This is a genomic window from Vibrio sp. NH-7 (genome assembly GCF_053643215.1).
In genome coordinates this window covers 2,778,019-2,795,617 of sequence record NZ_CM132187.1, presented here as the reverse complement: position 1 = coordinate 2,795,617, position 17,599 = coordinate 2,778,019, and the positions used below count along the sequence as shown (strand labels likewise).

Sequence of the window (17,599 nt, the reverse complement as noted above, 5' to 3'; positions counted from 1 at the left end):
CGAATTATTTTTGTCGTCTAGATTACTCTAAGTGCAGGTCCAGAGGGGTTTTACTCTTGCGGCCACCTATCTCGCGAGTGAGTTTGGGCACCAAGTATCCTGAGACGCGCTCAAGCAGACCTGCCATGATGGCTTTGGCTTGCTGATCCGAAATATAGAAGTGCGCAGCCCCTTGAACTTTATCGAGAACGTGCATGTAGTAAGGAAGAATTCCAGCGTCAAAAAGAGTTTCACTGAGCGCCACTTGTGCCTCAACGCAATCATTGACGCCTTTGAGCATAACTCCTTGGTTTAGCAAGGTGACCCCCGCTTGCTTGAGATCATGCATCGCGCGTTTCAGTTCGTGATTGATCTCTTGGGCGTGATTAATGTGCGTCACCATGATCACTTGTAAGCGACTTTCACTGAGTATCTCGAGTAGCTCCGGCGTGATTCGTGCCGGAATGACAACGGGTAAACGCGAGTGGATCCTGATGCGTTTGATATGTGGAATATCAGCGATGTGATTGATGAGCCACTGCAGCTCTTCATCTTTCGCCATTAATGGGTCACCGCCCGATAGAATGACTTCATTGAGCTCTGACTGTTGGCGAATGTAATCAAGACTTTGCTGCCAAACTAACTTGTTGCCTTTGTTCTCTTGATAGGGGAAATGACGGCGAAAACAGTAACGGCAGTTCACGGCACATCCACCCTTCACAATCATTAGCGCTCGATTGCGGTACTTATGCAGTAACCCAGGTGTCTCATTACCTTGCTCTTGTAAAGGGTCGTTGGAATAGCCCGCGTGCACTTCAAATTCTTGTGAAAGTGGTAAAACCTGACGCAAAAGCGGGTCATGAGGATTGCCTTTCTCCATTCTATCGACAAAACTTTGCGGCACACGCTGCGCAAATAGCTTTCTCGCTGCAAATCCGTCTTGCCATTTAGCAGGATCGATTTCCAGCTTTTCGAGCAATTTGGCAGGATCAGAGATCCCATTCGCTAGCTGTTGAAGCCAGTTTTGCTCAACAGAAACGGCTTTTCGGGTTATGATATGCGGCATTGAATTTAGCTCTAAGAATGTAAAGAGGAAAAAATGGCTACTGTTAGCACCAATGAATTTAAAGGCGGTCTAAAACTCATGCTTGATAACGAGCCTTGCGTTATCCTGGAAAACGAATACGTTAAGCCAGGTAAAGGCCAAGCGTTCAACCGCGTGAAAATTCGTAAACTTCTTTCTGGTAAAGTGCTAGAGAAAACCTTTAAGTCTGGTGAAACTTGTGAAGTTGCAGACGTAATGGATATCGACCTAGATTATCTATATAACGACGGCGAATTCTACCACTTTATGAACAACGAAACGTTTGAGCAAATCGCTGCAGACGTAAAAGCGGTTGGCGAAAACGCGAAATGGTTGGTAGAAAACAACACGTGTATGCTTACTCTTTGGAACGGTAACCCAATCGTTGTGACACCACCAAACTTCGTTGAGCTTGAAGTGACAGATACTGACCCAGGCCTAAAAGGCGATACTCAAGGCACTGGTGGCAAACCAGCAACGCTTTCAACTGGCGCTGTGGTTCGCGTACCACTGTTCATCGCTATCGGTGAAGTAATCAAAGTGGATACTCGTACTGGCGAATACGTTGGTCGTGTAAAATAAATAGACTTTGGTTAAGTTTCAGTAAAAGGTCACTTCGGTGGCCTTTTTTGTTTTTCTGCTCGGTGCTTGATGTGCCACAATCTTTACTACGCTTTATGTGACTAAACTAAAACTCATGAATCAGTCTATACGTATCTGGCTTGACGCCGCGCGCCCAAAGACTTTGCCACTGGCACTGGTTTCTATCTTGACGGGTAGCGTATTGGCGTACTCCACGCATCAGTTTTCTTTCCCGGTTGCTTTGCTGGCATTTATAACTGCCACCTTGCTACAAATATTATCCAACTTGGCCAATGATTATGGCGATGCAGTAAAGGGCACCGACAACGAAAAACGGTTAGGGCCGATGCGAGCTATTCAATCGGGCGAGGTGAGCCAAAGCGCCATGAAATCAGCGATCATTATCAATATTGTATTGACGATGGTGTCCGGTATGGCACTGGTGCTGTACGCATTGGATAGCCTGCAAAGTATTCTCGCGTTCATTGGTTTGGGAGTACTCGCGATTGTCGCGGCGATCGCCTATACCGTGGGCAATAAGCCTTATGGCTATGTGGGTCTTGGTGATGTGTCAGTCTTTATCTTTTTTGGCTTGTTGGGTGTTGCCGGCACGTTTTTCTTGCACACGGGAGTGATTGCACCGCTGCTGACGTTGCCAGCCATAGGGTGCGGTTTGCTCGCTGTTGCGGTTTTGAATATCAATAATATGCGTGATATTGAAAATGATGAAGAGTGTGGAAAGCGCACGGTCGCGGTTCGATTAGGTCAACACAAAGCGAAGCAATACCATTCTCTGTTGCTTGTCGGAGCCTTAGTGTCGTTTATCGCCTATTTAGTGCTTCAGCCGAGCCCGATCTGGTTTAGTTTTCCTTTCCTGATTAGCGCTCTGATTGTTTATAAGCACGGAAAAGCCGTGTGGCGAGCAGAGCAACCCGCGCAAATTGCACCAATGATGCCTGTGATCGTTAAGTGCTCGTTGGTCACTAACTTGCTTTTTGCCGGAGTTGTAATTGCACAAACACTGGTGAGTTAAGTGATGCGTGTCATTGCAATGACTTAATGTCCCTATATACTCGATGGAGATGACGAACGCGATGGGAAGGAACACGATGGAATACAATACCTCTGCCCTATGTGACATTTACCTAGAACAGGTCGATGTTGTAGAGCCTATGTTTAGTAATTTTGGTGGTTGTGCCTCTTTTGCTGGACAAATTACAACCGTCAAATGTTTTGAAGATAACGGTTTGATTCGTGAGATCCTAGAGCAAGATGGTTTAGGTCGTGTACTGTTGATCGATGGTGGCGGTTCGCTGCGTCGGGCTTTGATTGATGCAGAGCTTGCAACGCTTGCAGAAGAGAATGATTGGGAAGGCATTGTTGCCTATGGATGCGTTCGAGAAGTCGATGAATTAGAAGACTTGAGTATTGGCATTCATGCATTGGCTTCTATTCCCGTTGGGGCGACGTCGCAAGGTATAGGTGAAGTGGATGTGCCCGTTAATTTTGGCGGTGTAACCTTCTTGCCTGAGGATTACCTCTATGCTGACAATACGGGCGTGATTCTTTCTCAAGAACCATTGGATATCGACTTAGAACTTGATGAAGACGTCATCGAAGAATAAACAAAAACACCGGCTTAGGCCGGTGTTTTTGTTTCGTAAGCTAAGTATTGTTTGCGTAGCTTCAGCGCGTATAGATACCCTAACAGTCCGCCAAGGATATTGCCGAGTGCAATCCCGATAAATAACCCTTCGATGTCATACAACAGGCTCCCCAACCAAGCGCACGGCAGCGTAAAAATGAACAAACGCATAAAGCTCCACTGAAATGCCTTTAATGGTTGGTGCAATGCATTCAGTCCTGAAACCAACATCATGATGACACCTTGAAAACCATAGCTGAATGGCACCACAAGTAGGTAGTGCCACAGTAAATCCTTTACAGCTTGCTCTTGAGAGAATAGGGCGGCTAACGGAATACTCAATGGCACCATCATGATGAAAATACCCAGTTGGAGTACCATCGAAAAGCGCATGCTGAGAAAAATTCCCGCAAAGCTTCGATGAGGGTTATTGGCGCCCATGTTTTGAGCCACAAAGGGAGTCAAAGCAGAGGTTAGTGCCATCAAAACTAAGATTAGGATAGATTCAACTCTTTGAGCTGCACCATAAGCTGCAACGGCGGCGGTCCCATGACTCGAGAGCATCATCATAAGAATGGCGCCTGAGATCGGGGTCATTGCGTTGGATAACGCAGCAGGGGTACCGATCTTAAGAATCAAACGCCAATCGTGGCTTATTTGTGTCACATTCGGCAGCCCGAGCAATTTTTCTCGTTTGATAAGAACGTAGAGCGAACCGCATAAAGCCCCCAACCAACTCAGCGCACTTGCGATTGCGGCTCCCTGAATACCCAACTCCGGAAACGGGCCAATACCGAAAATGAGCAATGGGTCGAGCACCCCGTTAATACAACCTGCCAGCATCATGATTTTTGCCGGAGTTTTGGTATCCCCTGTCGCACGAATTGCGCTATTGCCCGCCATGGGAATGACCAGCAGTGGGATCGTTAGGTACCAAATAAACATGTATTGTTCGATGAGGGGAATAAGTTCTGCTTTGGCGCCCAAGCGAAGAAACAGAGGCTCAATCGTCAGTAGTCCGAGAGTGCAGGCTAGGGCGACGAGAACAACTGCAAGCAACAATCCATGGGAAGAAAAACGGGCGGCGTCTTGGGGCTGTCCTTGGCCAAGTAAGCGACCAATATTGGTGGATAAGCCCATACCTATTCCCATCGTTATGCAGTTAACCGCAAAGGTAACGGGAAAGGTATAACTGATGGCAGCCAACGCTTCAGTGCCCAATAGCGAGATAAAAAACGTATCGACAAGGTTAAACATCAAGATCGCGATAAGCCCGAACGTCATCGGTACGGTCATTTGACGTAAAACGGTAGGGATGGGGCCGGTCAACAGGCCGTGCTTATCCTGCATTGAGAGCTACTGTTTGCTTGGAGGAAAAACGTAGCATACTTGATCTATGGCGATACGACCAATTCTCAGGTACAAAAAAGGCCAGCCGAAGCTGACCTTAAAAATCGTTATTCGTTAAGAATAAATTACGCTTTTGCTGCTGCAGCTGCTTTAGCGATTGCTGCGAAGCTCTTAGCGTCTAGAGAAGCACCACCAACTAGAGCACCGTCGATGTCTGGTTGTGAGAAGTAAGCTTCAGCGTTTTCTGGCTTAACAGAGCCGCCGTATTGAATGATTACTTGTGCTGCAACTGCTTCATCTTTCGCTGCGATTAGAGCACGGATAGAAGCGTGGATGCGTTGTGCATCTTCAGCTGTTGCTGCTTTACCAGTACCGATAGCCCAGATTGGTTCGTAAGCGATGATTGCGCCGTCCAGTGCTTCAACACCGTAAGTGTCGATCACTGCGTTGATTTGACGTGCACATACTGCTTCCGTTTCGCCCGCTTCGTTTTGTGCTTCAGATTCACCGATACAGAAAACAGGTTTTAAGCCGTTCTCTTTTAGGAAGTTGAATTTCTTCGCGATGAACTCATCAGATTCGTTGTGGTATTCACGACGCTCAGAGTGACCGATGATGATGTGAGAAGCACCAAAATCTTTTAGCATCTCTGGAGACATATCGCCAGTGAATGCACCGCTGTTGTTTAGGTCAGTGTTTTGTGCACCTAGGATGATCTTGTTACCGCCTTCAGCGATTACACGCTCTGCAAGGTCGATGTAAAGTGCTGGTGGCGCTACGGCTACGTCAACACCTTCAACGCCTTCAAGCTCAGCGTTAAGACCAGTTAGCAGCTCTTTCACCATTGCTTTGCTGCCATTCAGTTTCCAGTTACCCATCACTACAGGACGACGCATAGGAATATCTCCCTTATCTCTTATGTAAAAATTCAATTAATGTAAAAAATCTTCGTAGGAATATAACAGAATAAATTCGCCAGATCATGACTAGTATCATGTCTTAACCGGATCTCATTCAATGGTTGGAGCTGTCACTGCACATAATTGACCTATCTTGCGCTGACTAGAGTGATCCGTTATGCAGAATAGTGTCCTTTGGCTGCAAAACCTGCTTAGAAATTGTTAATAGTGGAAGGAGTATAGTTCGTAATGATGAAACTCTCTTACATTTGAGGATAACAATGCCAAACCTAGTAATGGAATACTCCAACTCAGTCGATGAGCGTGTTAATGTGCAAGGCCTGCTGGAAGATTTGCACCAAGTCGCCTTACAAAGCGGGTTATTTGATGTTGGCTCGGTAAAATCACGAGCGTTGCGCTGCCACAATTGGTTGATTGGCGAGGAAGCCGACAGCGTCGATTTTATCCATATCAGTTTTGAATTACTGGATGGCCGAACCGCTGAACAGAAGAGAGACTTATCTCGTCAATTAATGACTGTTTTGCAAGAGCAAGCCAGCCATGTTCGAAGTTTAACCGTCAACATTCGAGATATGGACAAAGATTGCTTCCAGAAGGTCATTAATTAGTTTTTATTTTTTAGGTAATGGGATGTCAATTAAAGAGTTATTGTTTTCTTTCCAAGGTCGCGTAGGTCGAAAAGTCTACTGGACATGGAATTTGGTTTACTACATTGCGATATTTGGCTTCGGAATAGGAATGAATGTTCTCTTTCCTGCCATTTCTCACCTAGTTTTGCCGATATTTCTCATCGCAGCTTTACTTCCCGATTTAGCCATTACAGCGAAACGCTGGCACGATCGCGGAAAATCTAACTGGTGGTTATTGATGAACGTGCCACTGATTGTCGGTCGTTTAATGGCGCCAATGGATGGAGAGCCAATGGCTTCTCCTTCAACAGAGCAAATGATCGCTTACACAATCTCGCTCGTGTGCGGAATCTGGATTTTCGTTGAGTGCGGGTTGCTAAAAGGGCAGGCGGGCGATAACTCATACGGTCCGGAGCCAAAGTAACCGGAGCTAAAAAGTAGTTATCAATGGCGTTGAGATGTTCTGACGCCATAAAAAAGGGTTGGCATCTCAAGCCAACCCTTAGCAGATTCTCTCTTCTCGCTACTTCCTTAACAGCACTTCTTCTATATGGTGATCTTGGCCTTTCTTCAAAATAAGTTGGGCGCGCCCTTTGGTGGGGAGAATATTCTGCGTCAGGTTGATGCCATTGATGGTTTGCCAAATATCGTGAGCTTTATCGATGGCTTCCACTTTGTTGAGTTTGGTGTAGTGGCTAAAATAGGAGCCCGGTTTGGTAAACGCACCCTGACGAAACTTAAGAAAGCGTTCAACGTACCAGTTTTCAATGACATCAGAGTCAGCGTCGACGTAAATTGAAAAGTCGAGGAAGTCAGAAACAAACACGCGGTGCGGATCATGAGGGTAGTCCATGCCACTTTGCAAAACGTTAAGACCTTCAATGATCAAGACATCAGGGCGGTCGACAACTTTCACCTCATCAGTAATGTCGTAGGTAATATGCGAATAAACGGGCACTTCGAGATTAGGCTTTGCGGCTTTGACATCGGAGACAAACTCGACAAGGCGTTTAATATCATAAGACTCCGGAAACCCTTTACGGTGCATAATGCCGCGCTCATTCAAAACCTTCTTTGGATAAAGGAAGCCATCGGTCGTCACCAACTCCACTTTAGGGTGTTTCTCCCAACGAGAGAGCAAGGCTTTGAGTAATCGCGCTGTGGTACTTTTACCCACTGCAACGCTTCCTGCGATCCCAATAATAAACGGCGGGGTCGATTCCTGATTACTAAGAAAGTTATTAAGGACAGTATTTCGGCTTTGTCTGGCAGAAATGTAAAGATTCAGAAGACGTGCGAGAGGCAGATAGATTTCAACGGCCTCTTCCATTGTGAGGCTTTCGTTAACACCTTGCAGTTCGATCAAATCCTCTTCGGATAGCGTCATTGGCACAGAATTGCGCAATTCTGCCCATTGCTGACGATTAAAAGAGAGATAAGGTGTCATAGTCTTCCTAACCCAAATATCACGATAAGAGCAGCGAAAATACAACAACAAGCGCCGAAAGCAAATGAGAAGGGGACGATTAAGTTGCATTTTGCGCTCAATCTGTGTGTTTTTTCAGCAAAAGAGCGGAAACTGATTAAAATCGTGATTTTTTTTGATTTTGCTATTGCAAGGTTGGAATTCCTTCAATAGAATGCGCACCACTTATGCCGACTTAGCTCAGTAGGTAGAGCAACTGACTTGTAATCAGTAGGTCACCAGTTCGATTCCGGTAGTCGGCACCATTTCTCCGCTTATCTCTTTTTAGAGAACGAGAGGAATGGAATAAAAATTTGGAGGGGTTCCCGAGTGGCCAAAGGGATCAGACTGTAAATCTGCTGGCACTGCCTTCGATGGTTCGAATCCGTCCCCCTCCACCATATTCTTTAGGGAATAGCTCACAGAGTTACGTGTTGCGGGCATCGTATAATGGCTATTACCTCAGCCTTCCAAGCTGATGATGCGGGTTCGATTCCCGCTGCCCGCTCCACTCAATTTGAGTGCTGATATAGCTCAGGTGGTAGAGCGCATCCTTGGTAAGGATGAGGTCGGCAGTTCGAGTCTGCCTATCAGCACCAGCTCTCAAGCAAGCATTTCCTTTTGATACTTTCTTTTTACTAAACTACGTTTAGTCATTGAAAGTAAGATTAACACCAATACTTTTGGTTGCGTGGTCATCAAAGCCACCTAAATCCGTACCTAGAGGGACAACCCATGTCTAAAGAAAAATTTGAACGTACGAAACCGCACGTAAACGTTGGTACTATCGGCCACGTTGACCACGGTAAAACAACTCTTACAGCTGCAATCTGTACTACTCTTGCTAAAGTATACGGCGGTGAAGCGAAAGACTTCGCATCTATCGATAACGCTCCAGAAGAGCGTGAGCGCGGTATCACAATCGCTACTTCTCACGTAGAGTACGACACTCCATCACGTCACTACGCACACGTAGACTGTCCAGGACACGCTGACTATGTTAAAAACATGATCACAGGTGCTGCACAGATGGACGGTGGTATCCTAGTTGTTGCTGCGACAGATGGCCCAATGCCACAAACTCGTGAGCACATCCTACTAGGCCGTCAGGTTGGTATCCCATACATCATCGTATTCATGAACAAATGTGACATGGTTGATGATGAAGAGCTTCTAGAGCTAGTAGAAATGGAAGTTCGTGAACTTCTATCTGAGTACGACTTCCCAGGTGATGACCTACCAGTTATCCAAGGTTCTGCACTAGGCGCACTAAACGGCGAAGAGCAGTGGGAAGCTAAGATTGTAGAACTAGCAGAAGCGCTAGATTCATACATTCCAGAGCCAGAGCGTGCAATCGATCAGCCATTCCTAATGCCAATCGAAGACGTATTCTCAATCCAAGGTCGTGGTACAGTAGTTACTGGTCGTATCGAGCGCGGTATCCTAACTGTAGGTGACGAAGTAGAAATCGTAGGTATTAAAGAAACTACAACGACTACTTGTACTGGTGTTGAGATGTTCCGTAAGCTTCTAGACGAAGGTCGTGCGGGTGAGAACGTTGGTGCACTTCTACGTGGTACTAAGCGTGATGAAGTAGAGCGTGGTCAAGTACTAGCAGCTCCTAAGTCAATCAACCCACACACTAAGTTTGAGTCAGAAGTATACGTACTGTCTAAAGATGAAGGTGGTCGTCACACACCATTCTTCAAAGGCTACCGTCCACAGTTCTACTTCCGTACAACTGACGTAACTGGTGACATCCAGCTACCAGAAGGCGTAGAAATGGTAATGCCAGGTGACAACGTTAAGATGACTGTTGAGCTAATCGCACCAATCGCAATGGACGAAGGTCTACGTTTCGCGATCCGTGAAGGTGGCCGTACAGTAGGTGCTGGTGTTGTTGCTAAGATCTTCGACTAATTCTTTACGAATAGCTGAAGTCTTCGGAAAAATCTTTGAATAAGATTTGACGAACCAGTAGCAAAAAGGGCATCATTTGATGCCCTTTTTCTGCACTAAATATAATGTTTGCCGATTTCTTGTCCAAGCAAGCATTAAGCAGGATTTTTTGGTCGTGATGTTATGTCTCGATCAATGAAAAGAGTACGTCAATCGATTACGATTGCCGTTTCATGGATTTGCCCTGCAACAGCGGGGTTGTTTTCGTCTATATTAAGACTTGTGACAGGTTGGTTTTATGAAAGCTAATAATGCTGAAACTCCTGATAGCTCAAATGGCGCAGATATCTTCAAGTGGATTGTCACTTTTGCTCTGCTAGCTGCCGCTGTTGTGGGTAATTACCTGTATGGTGAAATGTCTGTAGTGGTTCGCGCTGCAGGCGTTGTTGTACTTATTGCTGCGGCACTAGGTGTTGCTGCTACAACAACTAAAGGTAAAGCTGCGATCGATTTTGCTAAAGAATCTCGTATGGAAGTTCGCAAAGTGGTTTGGCCAACGCGTCAAGAAACTATGCAAACAACTTTGATCGTTTTAGCTGTAAGTATTGTAATGGCTCTAGCGCTATGGGGCATTGACGGCATTATGGTTCGTCTTGTTGCTTTAGCGACTGGGGTATAGAGGGTTTTTATACATGAGTGAAGCTCCAAAAAAACGCTGGTATGTGGTTCAAGCCTTCTCTGGATTTGAAGGTCGTGTAGCTCAATCTCTTCGCGAGCATATCAAAATGCATAGCATGGAAGAGCTATTTGGTGAAGTTTTAGTCCCTACTGAAGAAGTAGTGGAAATGCGCGCAGGTCAACGTCGTAAATCTGAGCGTAAATTCTTCCCAGGTTACGTCCTAGTTCAGATGATCATGAACGATGAATCATGGCACCTAGTACGCAGTGTGCCGCGTGTCATGGGCTTCATTGGTGGTACCTCTGACCGTCCAGCTCCTATCACTGATAAAGAAGCTGACGCTATTCTTAACCGTCTTGAGAAAGCGAGTGAAGCTCCTCGTCCACGTACTATGTACGAAGCGGGTGAAGTGGTACGTGTTACAGATGGTCCATTTGCTGACTTCAACGGTACTGTTGAAGAAGTGGATTACGAGAAGAGCCGCCTGAAAGTGTCTGTGTCGATCTTTGGTCGTGCAACACCAGTTGAGCTTGAATTTGGTCAGGTTGAAAAACTTGATTAAATAACGACCTTTTTAGGGTTGTATAAGGCGCGAATTATGACTATAATTTCGCGCCTTTTTACTTCTGATGAAGTAAAAAGAATTTTACGTAAACGGGGAGCTGATCAGTCGATTGGCGTTTGAACCCAAAACTTAGGAATTATCATGGCTAAGAAAGTTGAAGCTTACATCAAGCTACAAGTTGCAGCTGGTATGGCGAACCCAAGTCCACCAGTTGGTCCTGCACTAGGTCAACACGGTGTTAACATCATGGAATTCTGTAAAGCGTTCAACGCGAAAACAGAATCTATCGAGAAAGGTCTACCTACTCCAGTTGTTATCACAGTATACAACGACCGTTCTTTCACGTTCGTAACTAAGACTCCACCTGCTGCTGTTCTTCTAAAGAAAGCTGCTGGCGTTAAGTCTGGTTCAGGCCGTCCAAACACTGAAAAAGTGGGTACTGTAACTGACGCTCAAATCCAAGAAATCGCAGAAACTAAAGCTGCTGATATGACTGGTGCTGACATCGAAGCAATGAAGCGTTCAATCGCTGGTACTGCTCGTTCAATGGGCCTAGTGGTAGAGGGTTAATAAGATGGCTAAACTAACTAAGCGCATGCGCGTAATCCGCGAAAAAGTTGACGTAACTAAAGAATACGAAATCAACGAAGCTGTAGCTCTTCTTCAAGAACTAGCGACTGCTAAATTCGTTGAGTCTGTAGACGTTGCTGTTAACCTAGGCATCGATGCTCGTAAATCTGACCAGAACGTACGTGGTGCAACTGTACTACCTCACGGTACTGGCCGCGAAATCCGCGTTGCAGTGTTCACTCAAGGTGCAAACGCTGAAGCAGCTAAAGAAGCTGGCGCAGACATCGTTGGTATGGAAGATCTTGCTGAGCAAGTGAAGAAAGGCGAAATGAACTTCGACGTAGTTGTTGCTTCTCCAGATGCAATGCGCGTTGTAGGTCAACTAGGTACTATCCTAGGTCCTCGCGGTCTAATGCCAAACCCTAAAGTTGGTACTGTAACTCCTAACGTTGCTGAAGCGGTTAAGAACGCTAAAGCTGGTCAGGTTCGTTACCGTAACGACAAGAACGGCATCATCCACACTACTATCGGTAAAGCAAACTTCTCTGCTGAGCAGATCAAAGAGAACCTAGAAGCTCTTCTAGTTGCTCTGAAGAAAGCTAAGCCATCTTCAGCGAAAGGTACTTTCCTGAAGAAAGTAAGCATCTCTACTACAATGGGTGCTGGTGTTGCTGTTGATCAGGGTAGCCTGAACACTCAAGCAAGCTAATAAATTTGCTTAGGCGCAAAATTAGTGTATAATTCTGCGCCTAATATTTGTGGTTGGGGCTGAACTTTGGTTCATTAAATTCTTTTTGAATTTAGTCTGAATTATGACCCAGTCTCCGTCCAAGACCGTAGGTGTTTGAATTTGTTTTACAAGTTTAAACTTAATATTTCCTACGTAGATGGTGCCCGAACTGACAGAAAGCTCTATGTAAATAGTTAACTTTCTTCTGGGAAGCACCTAAATAACTCTCACTGTCGTGATGATAGTGAGCGGTGTAACGACAACCAGGAGTAAATCCAAGATGGCTTTAAACCTTCAAGACAAAAAAGCAATTGTTGCTGAAGTCAACGAAGCTGCCAGTGGTGCACTTTCTGCAGTTGTAGCTGATTCTCGTGGCGTAGAAGTAGGCGCTATGACTTCACTACGTAAACAAGCTCGTGAAGCTGGTGTTTACGTACGTGTTGTTCGTAACACGCTTATGCGTCGTGCGGTTGAAGGTACAGACTACGAGTGTCTAACTGACACTTTCACTGGTCCTACTCTAATCGCATTCTCTAACGAGCACCCAGGTGCTGCAGCGCGTCTTTTCAAAGACTTCGCTAAAGAGAACAAAGACTTCGAGATCAAAGCTGCTGCATTTGAAGGCGCGCTAACTGACGCTGAAGTACTAGCGACACTACCAACTTACGACGAAGCTATCGCACGCCTAATGATGTGCATGAAAGAAGCTTCTGCAGGCAAGCTGGTACGTACTATCGCTGCACTACGCGACCAAAAAGAAGAAGCTGCTGCTTAAGCCTTGCTTTTCACTGGTTGCTATTTAAACTTATTGTTGATTTAAAAGAGAATTGTTATGTCTATCACTAACGAGCAAATCCTAGACGCAGTTGCAGAAATGTCTGTAATGCAAGTTGTTGAACTAATCGAAGCAATGGAAGAGAAATTCGGTGTTTCTGCTGCTGCTGCTGTTGTAGCTGGCGGCGCTGCTGCAGGCGAAGCTGCTGCTGAGCAAACTGAATTCGACGTAATCCTAGAATCTGCTGGCGGTAACAAAGTTGCTGTAATCAAAGCAGTACGTGGCGCAACTGGCCTAGGTCTTAAAGAAGCTAAAGCTCTAGTAGACGGTGCTCCAGCACCTCTTAAAGAAGGCATCGAGAAAGACGAAGCTGAAGCTCTTAAAGCTCAGCTAGAAGAAGCTGGCGCAACTGTTGTTGTTAAGTAATTATTACTTAAGCTTCTTAGCCTAACGGCTATGGCTGGTGGTTTTATAACCACCGGCCTTTTTGCGCTGTAGGGGTTAGGTGATTTTTCCGCTGTTTAGGCGCCTACCTCCAAGCAAAAAACATTTCATTATCTCTTAACGAAATGTCACTACAGTTAAACAGTTGTTCAGTCACTGTCTCATAACGATTGGAGACAGTTTGGGTCACTTATCAGCGAGCTGAGGAACCCCATGGTTTACTCTTATACCGAGAAAAAGCGCATCCGTAAGGACTTTGGTACTCGTCCACAAGTTTTGGACATTCCATACCTGCTATCGATCCAGCTCGATTCGTTCGAAAAATTCATCGAACAGGATCCTGAAGGTCAATACGGTCTTGAAGCTGCTTTCCGTTCTGTATTTCCAATTCAGAGCTACAACGGCAATTCCGAGCTGCAATACGTTAGCTACCGTCTTGGTGAGCCAGTTTTTGATGTTAAAGAATGTCAAATCCGCGGCGTAACTTATTCAAAACCTCTACGCGTTAAACTACGCCTAGTTATCTTTGATAAAGACGCGCCAGCAGGTACTGTAAAAGATATTAAAGAACAAGAAGTCTACATGGGCGAAATTCCGCTTATGACAGACAATGGTACCTTCGTAATCAATGGTACCGAGAGGGTTATCGTATCCCAGCTGCACAGAAGCCCTGGCGTATTCTTCGACAGCGATAAGGGTAAGACCCACTCATCAGGTAAAGTTCTTTATAACGCACGTGTTATTCCTTACCGTGGTTCATGGCTTGACTTCGAGTTTGATCCTAAGGATAACCTATACGTACGTATCGACCGCCGTCGTAAGCTACCAGCATCTATCATTCTTCGCGCACTAGGTAAGACGACAGAAGAGATCCTGGACATCTTCTTTGAGAAGGTGAACTTCGAAGTTAAAGATCAAACTCTACTTATGGAGCTTGTTCCTGATCGTCTACGTGGTGAAACTGCGTCATTCGATATCGAAGCAAACGGCAAAGTTTACGTTGAAACTGGTCGTCGTGTAACTGCACGCCACATCCGTCAACTTGAGAAAGATGGCGTTGATCATATCGAAGTACCTGTTGAGTACATCGTAGGCAAAGTTGCATCGAAAGATTACATCAACGAAGCGACTGGCGAGATCATTGTTGGTGCAAACCAAGAGATCAGTCTTGAAGCACTAGCGAACCTTTCGCAAGCTGGCCATAAAGCACTAGAAGTTCTATTTACGAACGATCTAGACCACGGTCCATTCATGTCAGAAACGCTACGTATCGACAGCACTGTTGATCGTATTTCTGCTCTGGTAGAAATCTACCGCATGATGCGCCCTGGCGAGCCACCAACGAAAGAAGCTGCTGAAGCACTATTCGAAAGCCTATTCTTCTCTGAAGAGCGTTACGATCTATCGACTGTTGGTCGTATGAAGTTCAACAGCTCTATCGAACGTGAAGATGCCCAAGAGCAAGGCACACTTGACGAAACTGATATCGTTGAAGTGATGAAGAAGCTTATCGCTATCCGTAACGGCATCGGTGAAGTGGACGATATCGACCACCTAGGTAACCGTCGTATCCGCAGCGTTGGCGAAATGGCAGAAAACCAATTCCGCGTTGGTCTAGTACGTGTTGAACGTGCTGTTAAAGAGCGTCTAAGCCTTGGTGACCTTGATGCAATCATGCCTCAAGACCTAATCAACGCTAAGCCGATCTCTGCTGCGGTTAAAGAATTCTTTGGCTCTTCACAGCTTTCACAGTTCATGGACCAAAACAACCCGCTATCAGAAGTTACGCACAAGCGTCGTATTTCTGCATTGGGTCCTGGCGGTCTAACTCGTGAACGTGCTGGCTTCGAAGTACGTGACGTACACGTAACTCACTACGGCCGTCTATGTCCTATCGAAACGCCGGAAGGTCCAAACATCGGTCTGATCAACTCTCTATCTGCGTTTGCACGTTGTAACGAGTACGGTTTCCTAGAGACTCCATACCGTCGTGTTGTAGATGGCGTAGTAACAGACGAAGTAGATTACCTATCTGCTATTCAGGAAGGTCAGTACGTTATCGCTCAGGCGAACACGGTTCTGACTGAAGAAGGCACATTTGCTGAAGAGCTAATCACTGCTCGTCAGAAAGGTGAATCTGGCCTACACCCACGCGAACATGTTGACTACATGGACGTTGCAACTAACCAGGTTGTATCTATCGCTGCATCGCTTATCCCGTTCCTAGAACACGATGATGCGAACCGTGCATTGATGGGTGCCAACATGCAACGTCAGGCAGTTCCAACACTTAAGGCTGATAAGCCTCTAGTTGGTACTGGTATCGAGCGTAACATCGCCGTTGATTCTGGTGTTACAGCGGTAGCGAAACGTGGTGGTGTAATCCAGTCTGTAGATGCTTCTCGTATCGTTGTTAAAGTTAACGAAGACGAGCTGATCCCTGGTGAAGCAGGTATCGATATCTACAACCTAACTAAATACACTCGTTCTAACCAAAACACGTGTATCAACCAGCGTCCATGTGTGATGCCGGGTGAACCAGTAGCACGTGGCGACGTTCTTGCTGATGGTCCTTCAACAGACCTTGGTGAGCTAGCGCTTGGTCAGAACATGCGTATCGCATTCATGCCTTGGAACGGTTACAACTTCGAAGACTCGATCTTAGTATCTGAGCGCGTAGTTCAAGAAGATCGTTTCACGACTATCCACATCCAAGAGCTGTCTTGTGTGGCGCGTGATACTAAGCTTGGTGCTGAAGAAATCACAGCTGACATTCCAAACGTAGGTGAGTCTGCTCTGTCTAAACTAGACGAGTCAGGTATCGTTTACATCGGTGCGGAAGTGAAAGGCGGTGACATCCTTGTAGGTAAAGTAACGCCTAAAGGTGAAACTCAGCTAACGCCTGAAGAGAAGCTACTACGTGCTATCTTCGGTGAGAAAGCGTCAGACGTTAAAGATACGTCTCTACGCGTACCAAACTCTGTATCAGGTACGATCATCGACGTTCAAGTATTTACTCGTGACGGTGTTGAAAAAGACAAACGTGCACTTGAAATTGAACAGATGCAGCTGAAAGAAGCGAAGAAAGACCTTACTGAAGAATTCCAGATTCTTGAGGGTGGCCTTCTAAACCGTGTTAAAGCTGTACTCATCGATGGTGGTTACACTGAAGCGAAACTAGACGCTATCGACCGTAAGAAGTGGCTAGAGCTAACGCTTGAAGACGATGCACAACAATCACAGCTTGAGCAACTTGCTGAGCAGTGGGACGAGCTAAAAGCTGACTTCGATAAGAAGTTTGAAACTAAGCGTCGTAAGATCACACAAGGTGATGATCTAGCACCTGGCGTACTGAAGATCGTTAAGGTTTACCTAGCGGTTAAACGTCGTATCCAGCCTGGTGATAAGATGGCGGGTCGTCACGGTAACAAGGGTGTAATCTCTAAGATCAACCCTGTTGAAGACATGCCTTACGATGAGAAAGGTCAGCCGGTTGACATCGTACTAAACCCACTGGGTGTACCATCGCGTATGAACATCGGTCAGATCCTAGAAGTACACTTAGGTCTGGCAGCGAAAGGTATCGGTGACAAGATCAACCAGATGGTGAAAGAGCAGCAAGAGCTTGCTAAGTTCCGTGACTTCCTACAGAAGGTTTACGATCTTGGTGAAACTCGTCAGAAAGTAGACGTAGCGTCTCTATCTGATGATGAAGTTCGTACGCTGATCAAGAACCTACGTGGTGGTCTACCGATCGCGACTCCAGTATTTGACGGTGCTTCTGAGCAATCAATCAAAGAGCTTCTGAAACTAGGTGATCTGCCAGAATCAGGTCAGCTTAAGCTGTTTGATGGTCGCACAGGTGACGAGTTTGAGCGTCCAGTAACTGTTGGTTACATGTACATGCTGAAACTGAACCACCTTGTTGATGACAAGATGCACGCTCGTTCAACTGGTTCGTACAGCCTAGTAACTCAGCAACCACTTGGTGGTAAAGCTCAGTTCGGTGGTCAGCGTTTCGGTGAGATGGAAGTATGGGCACTAGAAGCATACGGTGCTGCTTACACGCTTCAAGAAATGCTAACCGTTAAGTCGGATGACGTTAACGGCCGTACTAAGATGTATAAGAACATCGTAGACGGAAACCACAGCATGGAACCTGGTATGCCAGAATCGTTCAACGTACTGTTGAAAGAGATTCGCTCGCTAGGTATCAACATCGAGCTAGAAGACGAAGAGTAATCCCTTCTTTCTAAATAGAAAGAGAGATTATTTGGTAGAAG

Annotated in this window: 17 protein-coding genes and 4 tRNA genes; 17 read left to right on the top strand and 4 right to left on the bottom strand. The window is 45.9% G+C overall.

The genetic code is table 11. The features are described from left to right. Positions 1 to 22: 22 nt before the first annotated feature. Positions 23 to 1,045 (bottom strand): EF-P beta-lysylation protein EpmB, encoded by a 1,023-nt coding sequence (gene epmB / locus ACUALS_RS13000; RefSeq protein ID WP_454448492.1) that lies wholly within the window; start codon positions 1,043 to 1,045, stop codon positions 23 to 25. Positions 1,046 to 1,078: 33 nt separating this feature from the next. Here epmB and efp point away from each other — a divergent pair, with 33 nt between their 5' ends. The 3 genes from efp (at position 1,079) to rraA (ending at position 3,270) form a co-directional block, all read left to right on the top strand. After that, positions 1,079 to 1,645 carry an elongation factor P gene (efp, locus tag ACUALS_RS12995; protein ID WP_005476836.1) on the top strand — a complete coding sequence of 189 codons (567 nt, stop codon included), beginning with the start codon at positions 1,079 to 1,081 and terminating at the stop codon, positions 1,643 to 1,645. Between the two features lie 115 nt (positions 1,646 to 1,760). Further along, complete coding sequence (locus ACUALS_RS12990) at positions 1,761 to 2,678, top strand: 1,4-dihydroxy-2-naphthoate polyprenyltransferase (protein ID WP_038217569.1); 918 nt, start codon at positions 1,761 to 1,763, stop codon at positions 2,676 to 2,678. A 76-nt stretch (positions 2,679 to 2,754) separates the two neighbouring features. Then, entirely contained in the window at positions 2,755 to 3,270 is a 516-nt protein-coding gene (rraA, locus tag ACUALS_RS12985) for a ribonuclease E activity regulator RraA (RefSeq protein ID WP_038141248.1), read from the top strand. 14 nt (positions 3,271 to 3,284) lie between these two features. Here the strand turns inward: rraA and ACUALS_RS12980 are convergent, their stop codons facing one another. Next, positions 3,285 to 4,640 carry an MATE family efflux transporter gene (locus ACUALS_RS12980; protein ID WP_454448491.1) on the bottom strand — a complete coding sequence of 452 codons (1,356 nt, stop codon included), beginning with the start codon at positions 4,638 to 4,640 and terminating at the stop codon, positions 3,285 to 3,287. A gap of 125 nt (positions 4,641 to 4,765) precedes the next feature. Then, positions 4,766 to 5,536, bottom strand: coding sequence for a triose-phosphate isomerase (gene tpiA / locus ACUALS_RS12975; RefSeq protein WP_454448490.1), 771 nt, complete (start codon positions 5,534 to 5,536; stop codon positions 4,766 to 4,768). A gap of 284 nt (positions 5,537 to 5,820) precedes the next feature. On the opposite strand from tpiA, the gene ACUALS_RS12970 reads away from it, so the two are divergent. Next, positions 5,821 to 6,168: a 5-carboxymethyl-2-hydroxymuconate Delta-isomerase gene (locus ACUALS_RS12970; RefSeq protein ID WP_038141253.1), complete on the top strand. Its 348-nt coding sequence runs from the start codon at positions 5,821 to 5,823 to the stop codon at positions 6,166 to 6,168. 22 nt (positions 6,169 to 6,190) lie between these two features. Further along, a complete protein-coding gene (locus tag ACUALS_RS12965; protein ID WP_005476829.1) occupies positions 6,191 to 6,613 on the top strand; it encodes a DUF805 domain-containing protein in 423 nt (140 codons plus the stop codon). A 99-nt stretch (positions 6,614 to 6,712) separates the two neighbouring features. On the opposite strand, the gene coaA is transcribed toward ACUALS_RS12965, so the two are convergent. After that, a complete protein-coding gene (gene coaA, locus ACUALS_RS12960; RefSeq protein ID WP_038141256.1) occupies positions 6,713 to 7,636 on the bottom strand; it encodes a type I pantothenate kinase in 924 nt (307 codons plus the stop codon). A gap of 208 nt (positions 7,637 to 7,844) precedes the next feature. Here coaA and ACUALS_RS12955 point away from each other — a divergent pair. From ACUALS_RS12955 to rpoB, 12 genes are all read left to right on the top strand, one after another. After that, positions 7,845 to 7,920: transfer RNA gene (locus ACUALS_RS12955), tRNA-Thr, on the top strand. A gap of 50 nt (positions 7,921 to 7,970) precedes the next feature. Further along, positions 7,971 to 8,055, top strand: a tRNA-Tyr gene (locus ACUALS_RS12950). Positions 8,056 to 8,090: 35 nt separating this feature from the next. Next, positions 8,091 to 8,165 (top strand) — tRNA-Gly (locus ACUALS_RS12945). A gap of 12 nt (positions 8,166 to 8,177) precedes the next feature. Then, positions 8,178 to 8,253: transfer RNA gene (locus tag ACUALS_RS12940), tRNA-Thr, on the top strand. A gap of 136 nt (positions 8,254 to 8,389) precedes the next feature. Next, positions 8,390 to 9,574 (top strand): elongation factor Tu, encoded by a 1,185-nt coding sequence (gene tuf / locus ACUALS_RS12935; RefSeq protein WP_322413806.1) that lies wholly within the window; start codon positions 8,390 to 8,392, stop codon positions 9,572 to 9,574. A 277-nt stretch (positions 9,575 to 9,851) separates the two neighbouring features. Then, complete coding sequence (gene secE / locus ACUALS_RS12930; protein ID WP_038140692.1) at positions 9,852 to 10,232, top strand: preprotein translocase subunit SecE; 381 nt, start codon at positions 9,852 to 9,854, stop codon at positions 10,230 to 10,232. A 13-nt stretch (positions 10,233 to 10,245) separates the two neighbouring features. Next, a complete protein-coding gene (gene nusG / locus ACUALS_RS12925) occupies positions 10,246 to 10,794 on the top strand; it encodes a transcription termination/antitermination protein NusG (RefSeq protein ID WP_008078233.1) in 549 nt (182 codons plus the stop codon). A 144-nt stretch (positions 10,795 to 10,938) separates the two neighbouring features. Next, entirely contained in the window at positions 10,939 to 11,367 is a 429-nt protein-coding gene (gene rplK / locus ACUALS_RS12920; protein ID WP_008078231.1) for a 50S ribosomal protein L11, read from the top strand. A 4-nt stretch (positions 11,368 to 11,371) separates the two neighbouring features. Next, positions 11,372 to 12,076, top strand: a complete 705-nt coding sequence (rplA, locus tag ACUALS_RS12915; protein ID WP_038140688.1) for a 50S ribosomal protein L1 — start codon at positions 11,372 to 11,374, stop codon at positions 12,074 to 12,076. Positions 12,077 to 12,377: 301 nt separating this feature from the next. Next, positions 12,378 to 12,872, top strand: a complete 495-nt coding sequence (gene rplJ / locus ACUALS_RS12910; protein WP_004415880.1) for a 50S ribosomal protein L10 — start codon at positions 12,378 to 12,380, stop codon at positions 12,870 to 12,872. A gap of 57 nt (positions 12,873 to 12,929) precedes the next feature. Next, a complete protein-coding gene (rplL, locus tag ACUALS_RS12905; RefSeq protein WP_005476299.1) occupies positions 12,930 to 13,298 on the top strand; it encodes a 50S ribosomal protein L7/L12 in 369 nt (122 codons plus the stop codon). Positions 13,299 to 13,529: 231 nt separating this feature from the next. Beyond that, entirely contained in the window at positions 13,530 to 17,558 is a 4,029-nt protein-coding gene (rpoB, locus tag ACUALS_RS12900) for a DNA-directed RNA polymerase subunit beta (protein ID WP_005476270.1), read from the top strand. Positions 17,559 to 17,599: the final 41 nt, after the last annotated feature.

Bases quoted from the DNA above. Each gene is read 5' to 3' on its own strand.
- epmB (WP_454448492.1), bottom strand. From the start codon at position 1,045: ATGCCGCATATCATAACCCGAAAAGCCGTTTCTGTTGAGCAAAACTGG.
- efp (WP_005476836.1), top strand. From the start codon at position 1,079: ATGGCTACTGTTAGCACCAATGAATTTAAAGGCGGTCTAAAACTCATG.
- ACUALS_RS12990 (WP_038217569.1), top strand. From the start codon at position 1,761: ATGAATCAGTCTATACGTATCTGGCTTGACGCCGCGCGCCCAAAGACT.
- rraA (WP_038141248.1), top strand. From the start codon at position 2,755: ATGGAATACAATACCTCTGCCCTATGTGACATTTACCTAGAACAGGTC.
- ACUALS_RS12980 (WP_454448491.1), bottom strand. From the start codon at position 4,640: ATGCAGGATAAGCACGGCCTGTTGACCGGCCCCATCCCTACCGTTTTA.
- tpiA (WP_454448490.1), bottom strand. From the start codon at position 5,536: ATGCGTCGTCCTGTAGTGATGGGTAACTGGAAACTGAATGGCAGCAAA.
- ACUALS_RS12970 (WP_038141253.1), top strand. From the start codon at position 5,821: ATGCCAAACCTAGTAATGGAATACTCCAACTCAGTCGATGAGCGTGTT.
- ACUALS_RS12965 (WP_005476829.1), top strand. From the start codon at position 6,191: ATGTCAATTAAAGAGTTATTGTTTTCTTTCCAAGGTCGCGTAGGTCGA.
- coaA (WP_038141256.1), bottom strand. From the start codon at position 7,636: ATGACACCTTATCTCTCTTTTAATCGTCAGCAATGGGCAGAATTGCGC.
- tuf (WP_322413806.1), top strand. From the start codon at position 8,390: ATGTCTAAAGAAAAATTTGAACGTACGAAACCGCACGTAAACGTTGGT.
- secE (WP_038140692.1), top strand. From the start codon at position 9,852: ATGAAAGCTAATAATGCTGAAACTCCTGATAGCTCAAATGGCGCAGAT.
- nusG (WP_008078233.1), top strand. From the start codon at position 10,246: ATGAGTGAAGCTCCAAAAAAACGCTGGTATGTGGTTCAAGCCTTCTCT.
- rplK (WP_008078231.1), top strand. From the start codon at position 10,939: ATGGCTAAGAAAGTTGAAGCTTACATCAAGCTACAAGTTGCAGCTGGT.
- rplA (WP_038140688.1), top strand. From the start codon at position 11,372: ATGGCTAAACTAACTAAGCGCATGCGCGTAATCCGCGAAAAAGTTGAC.
- rplJ (WP_004415880.1), top strand. From the start codon at position 12,378: ATGGCTTTAAACCTTCAAGACAAAAAAGCAATTGTTGCTGAAGTCAAC.
- rplL (WP_005476299.1), top strand. From the start codon at position 12,930: ATGTCTATCACTAACGAGCAAATCCTAGACGCAGTTGCAGAAATGTCT.
- rpoB (WP_005476270.1), top strand. From the start codon at position 13,530: ATGGTTTACTCTTATACCGAGAAAAAGCGCATCCGTAAGGACTTTGGT.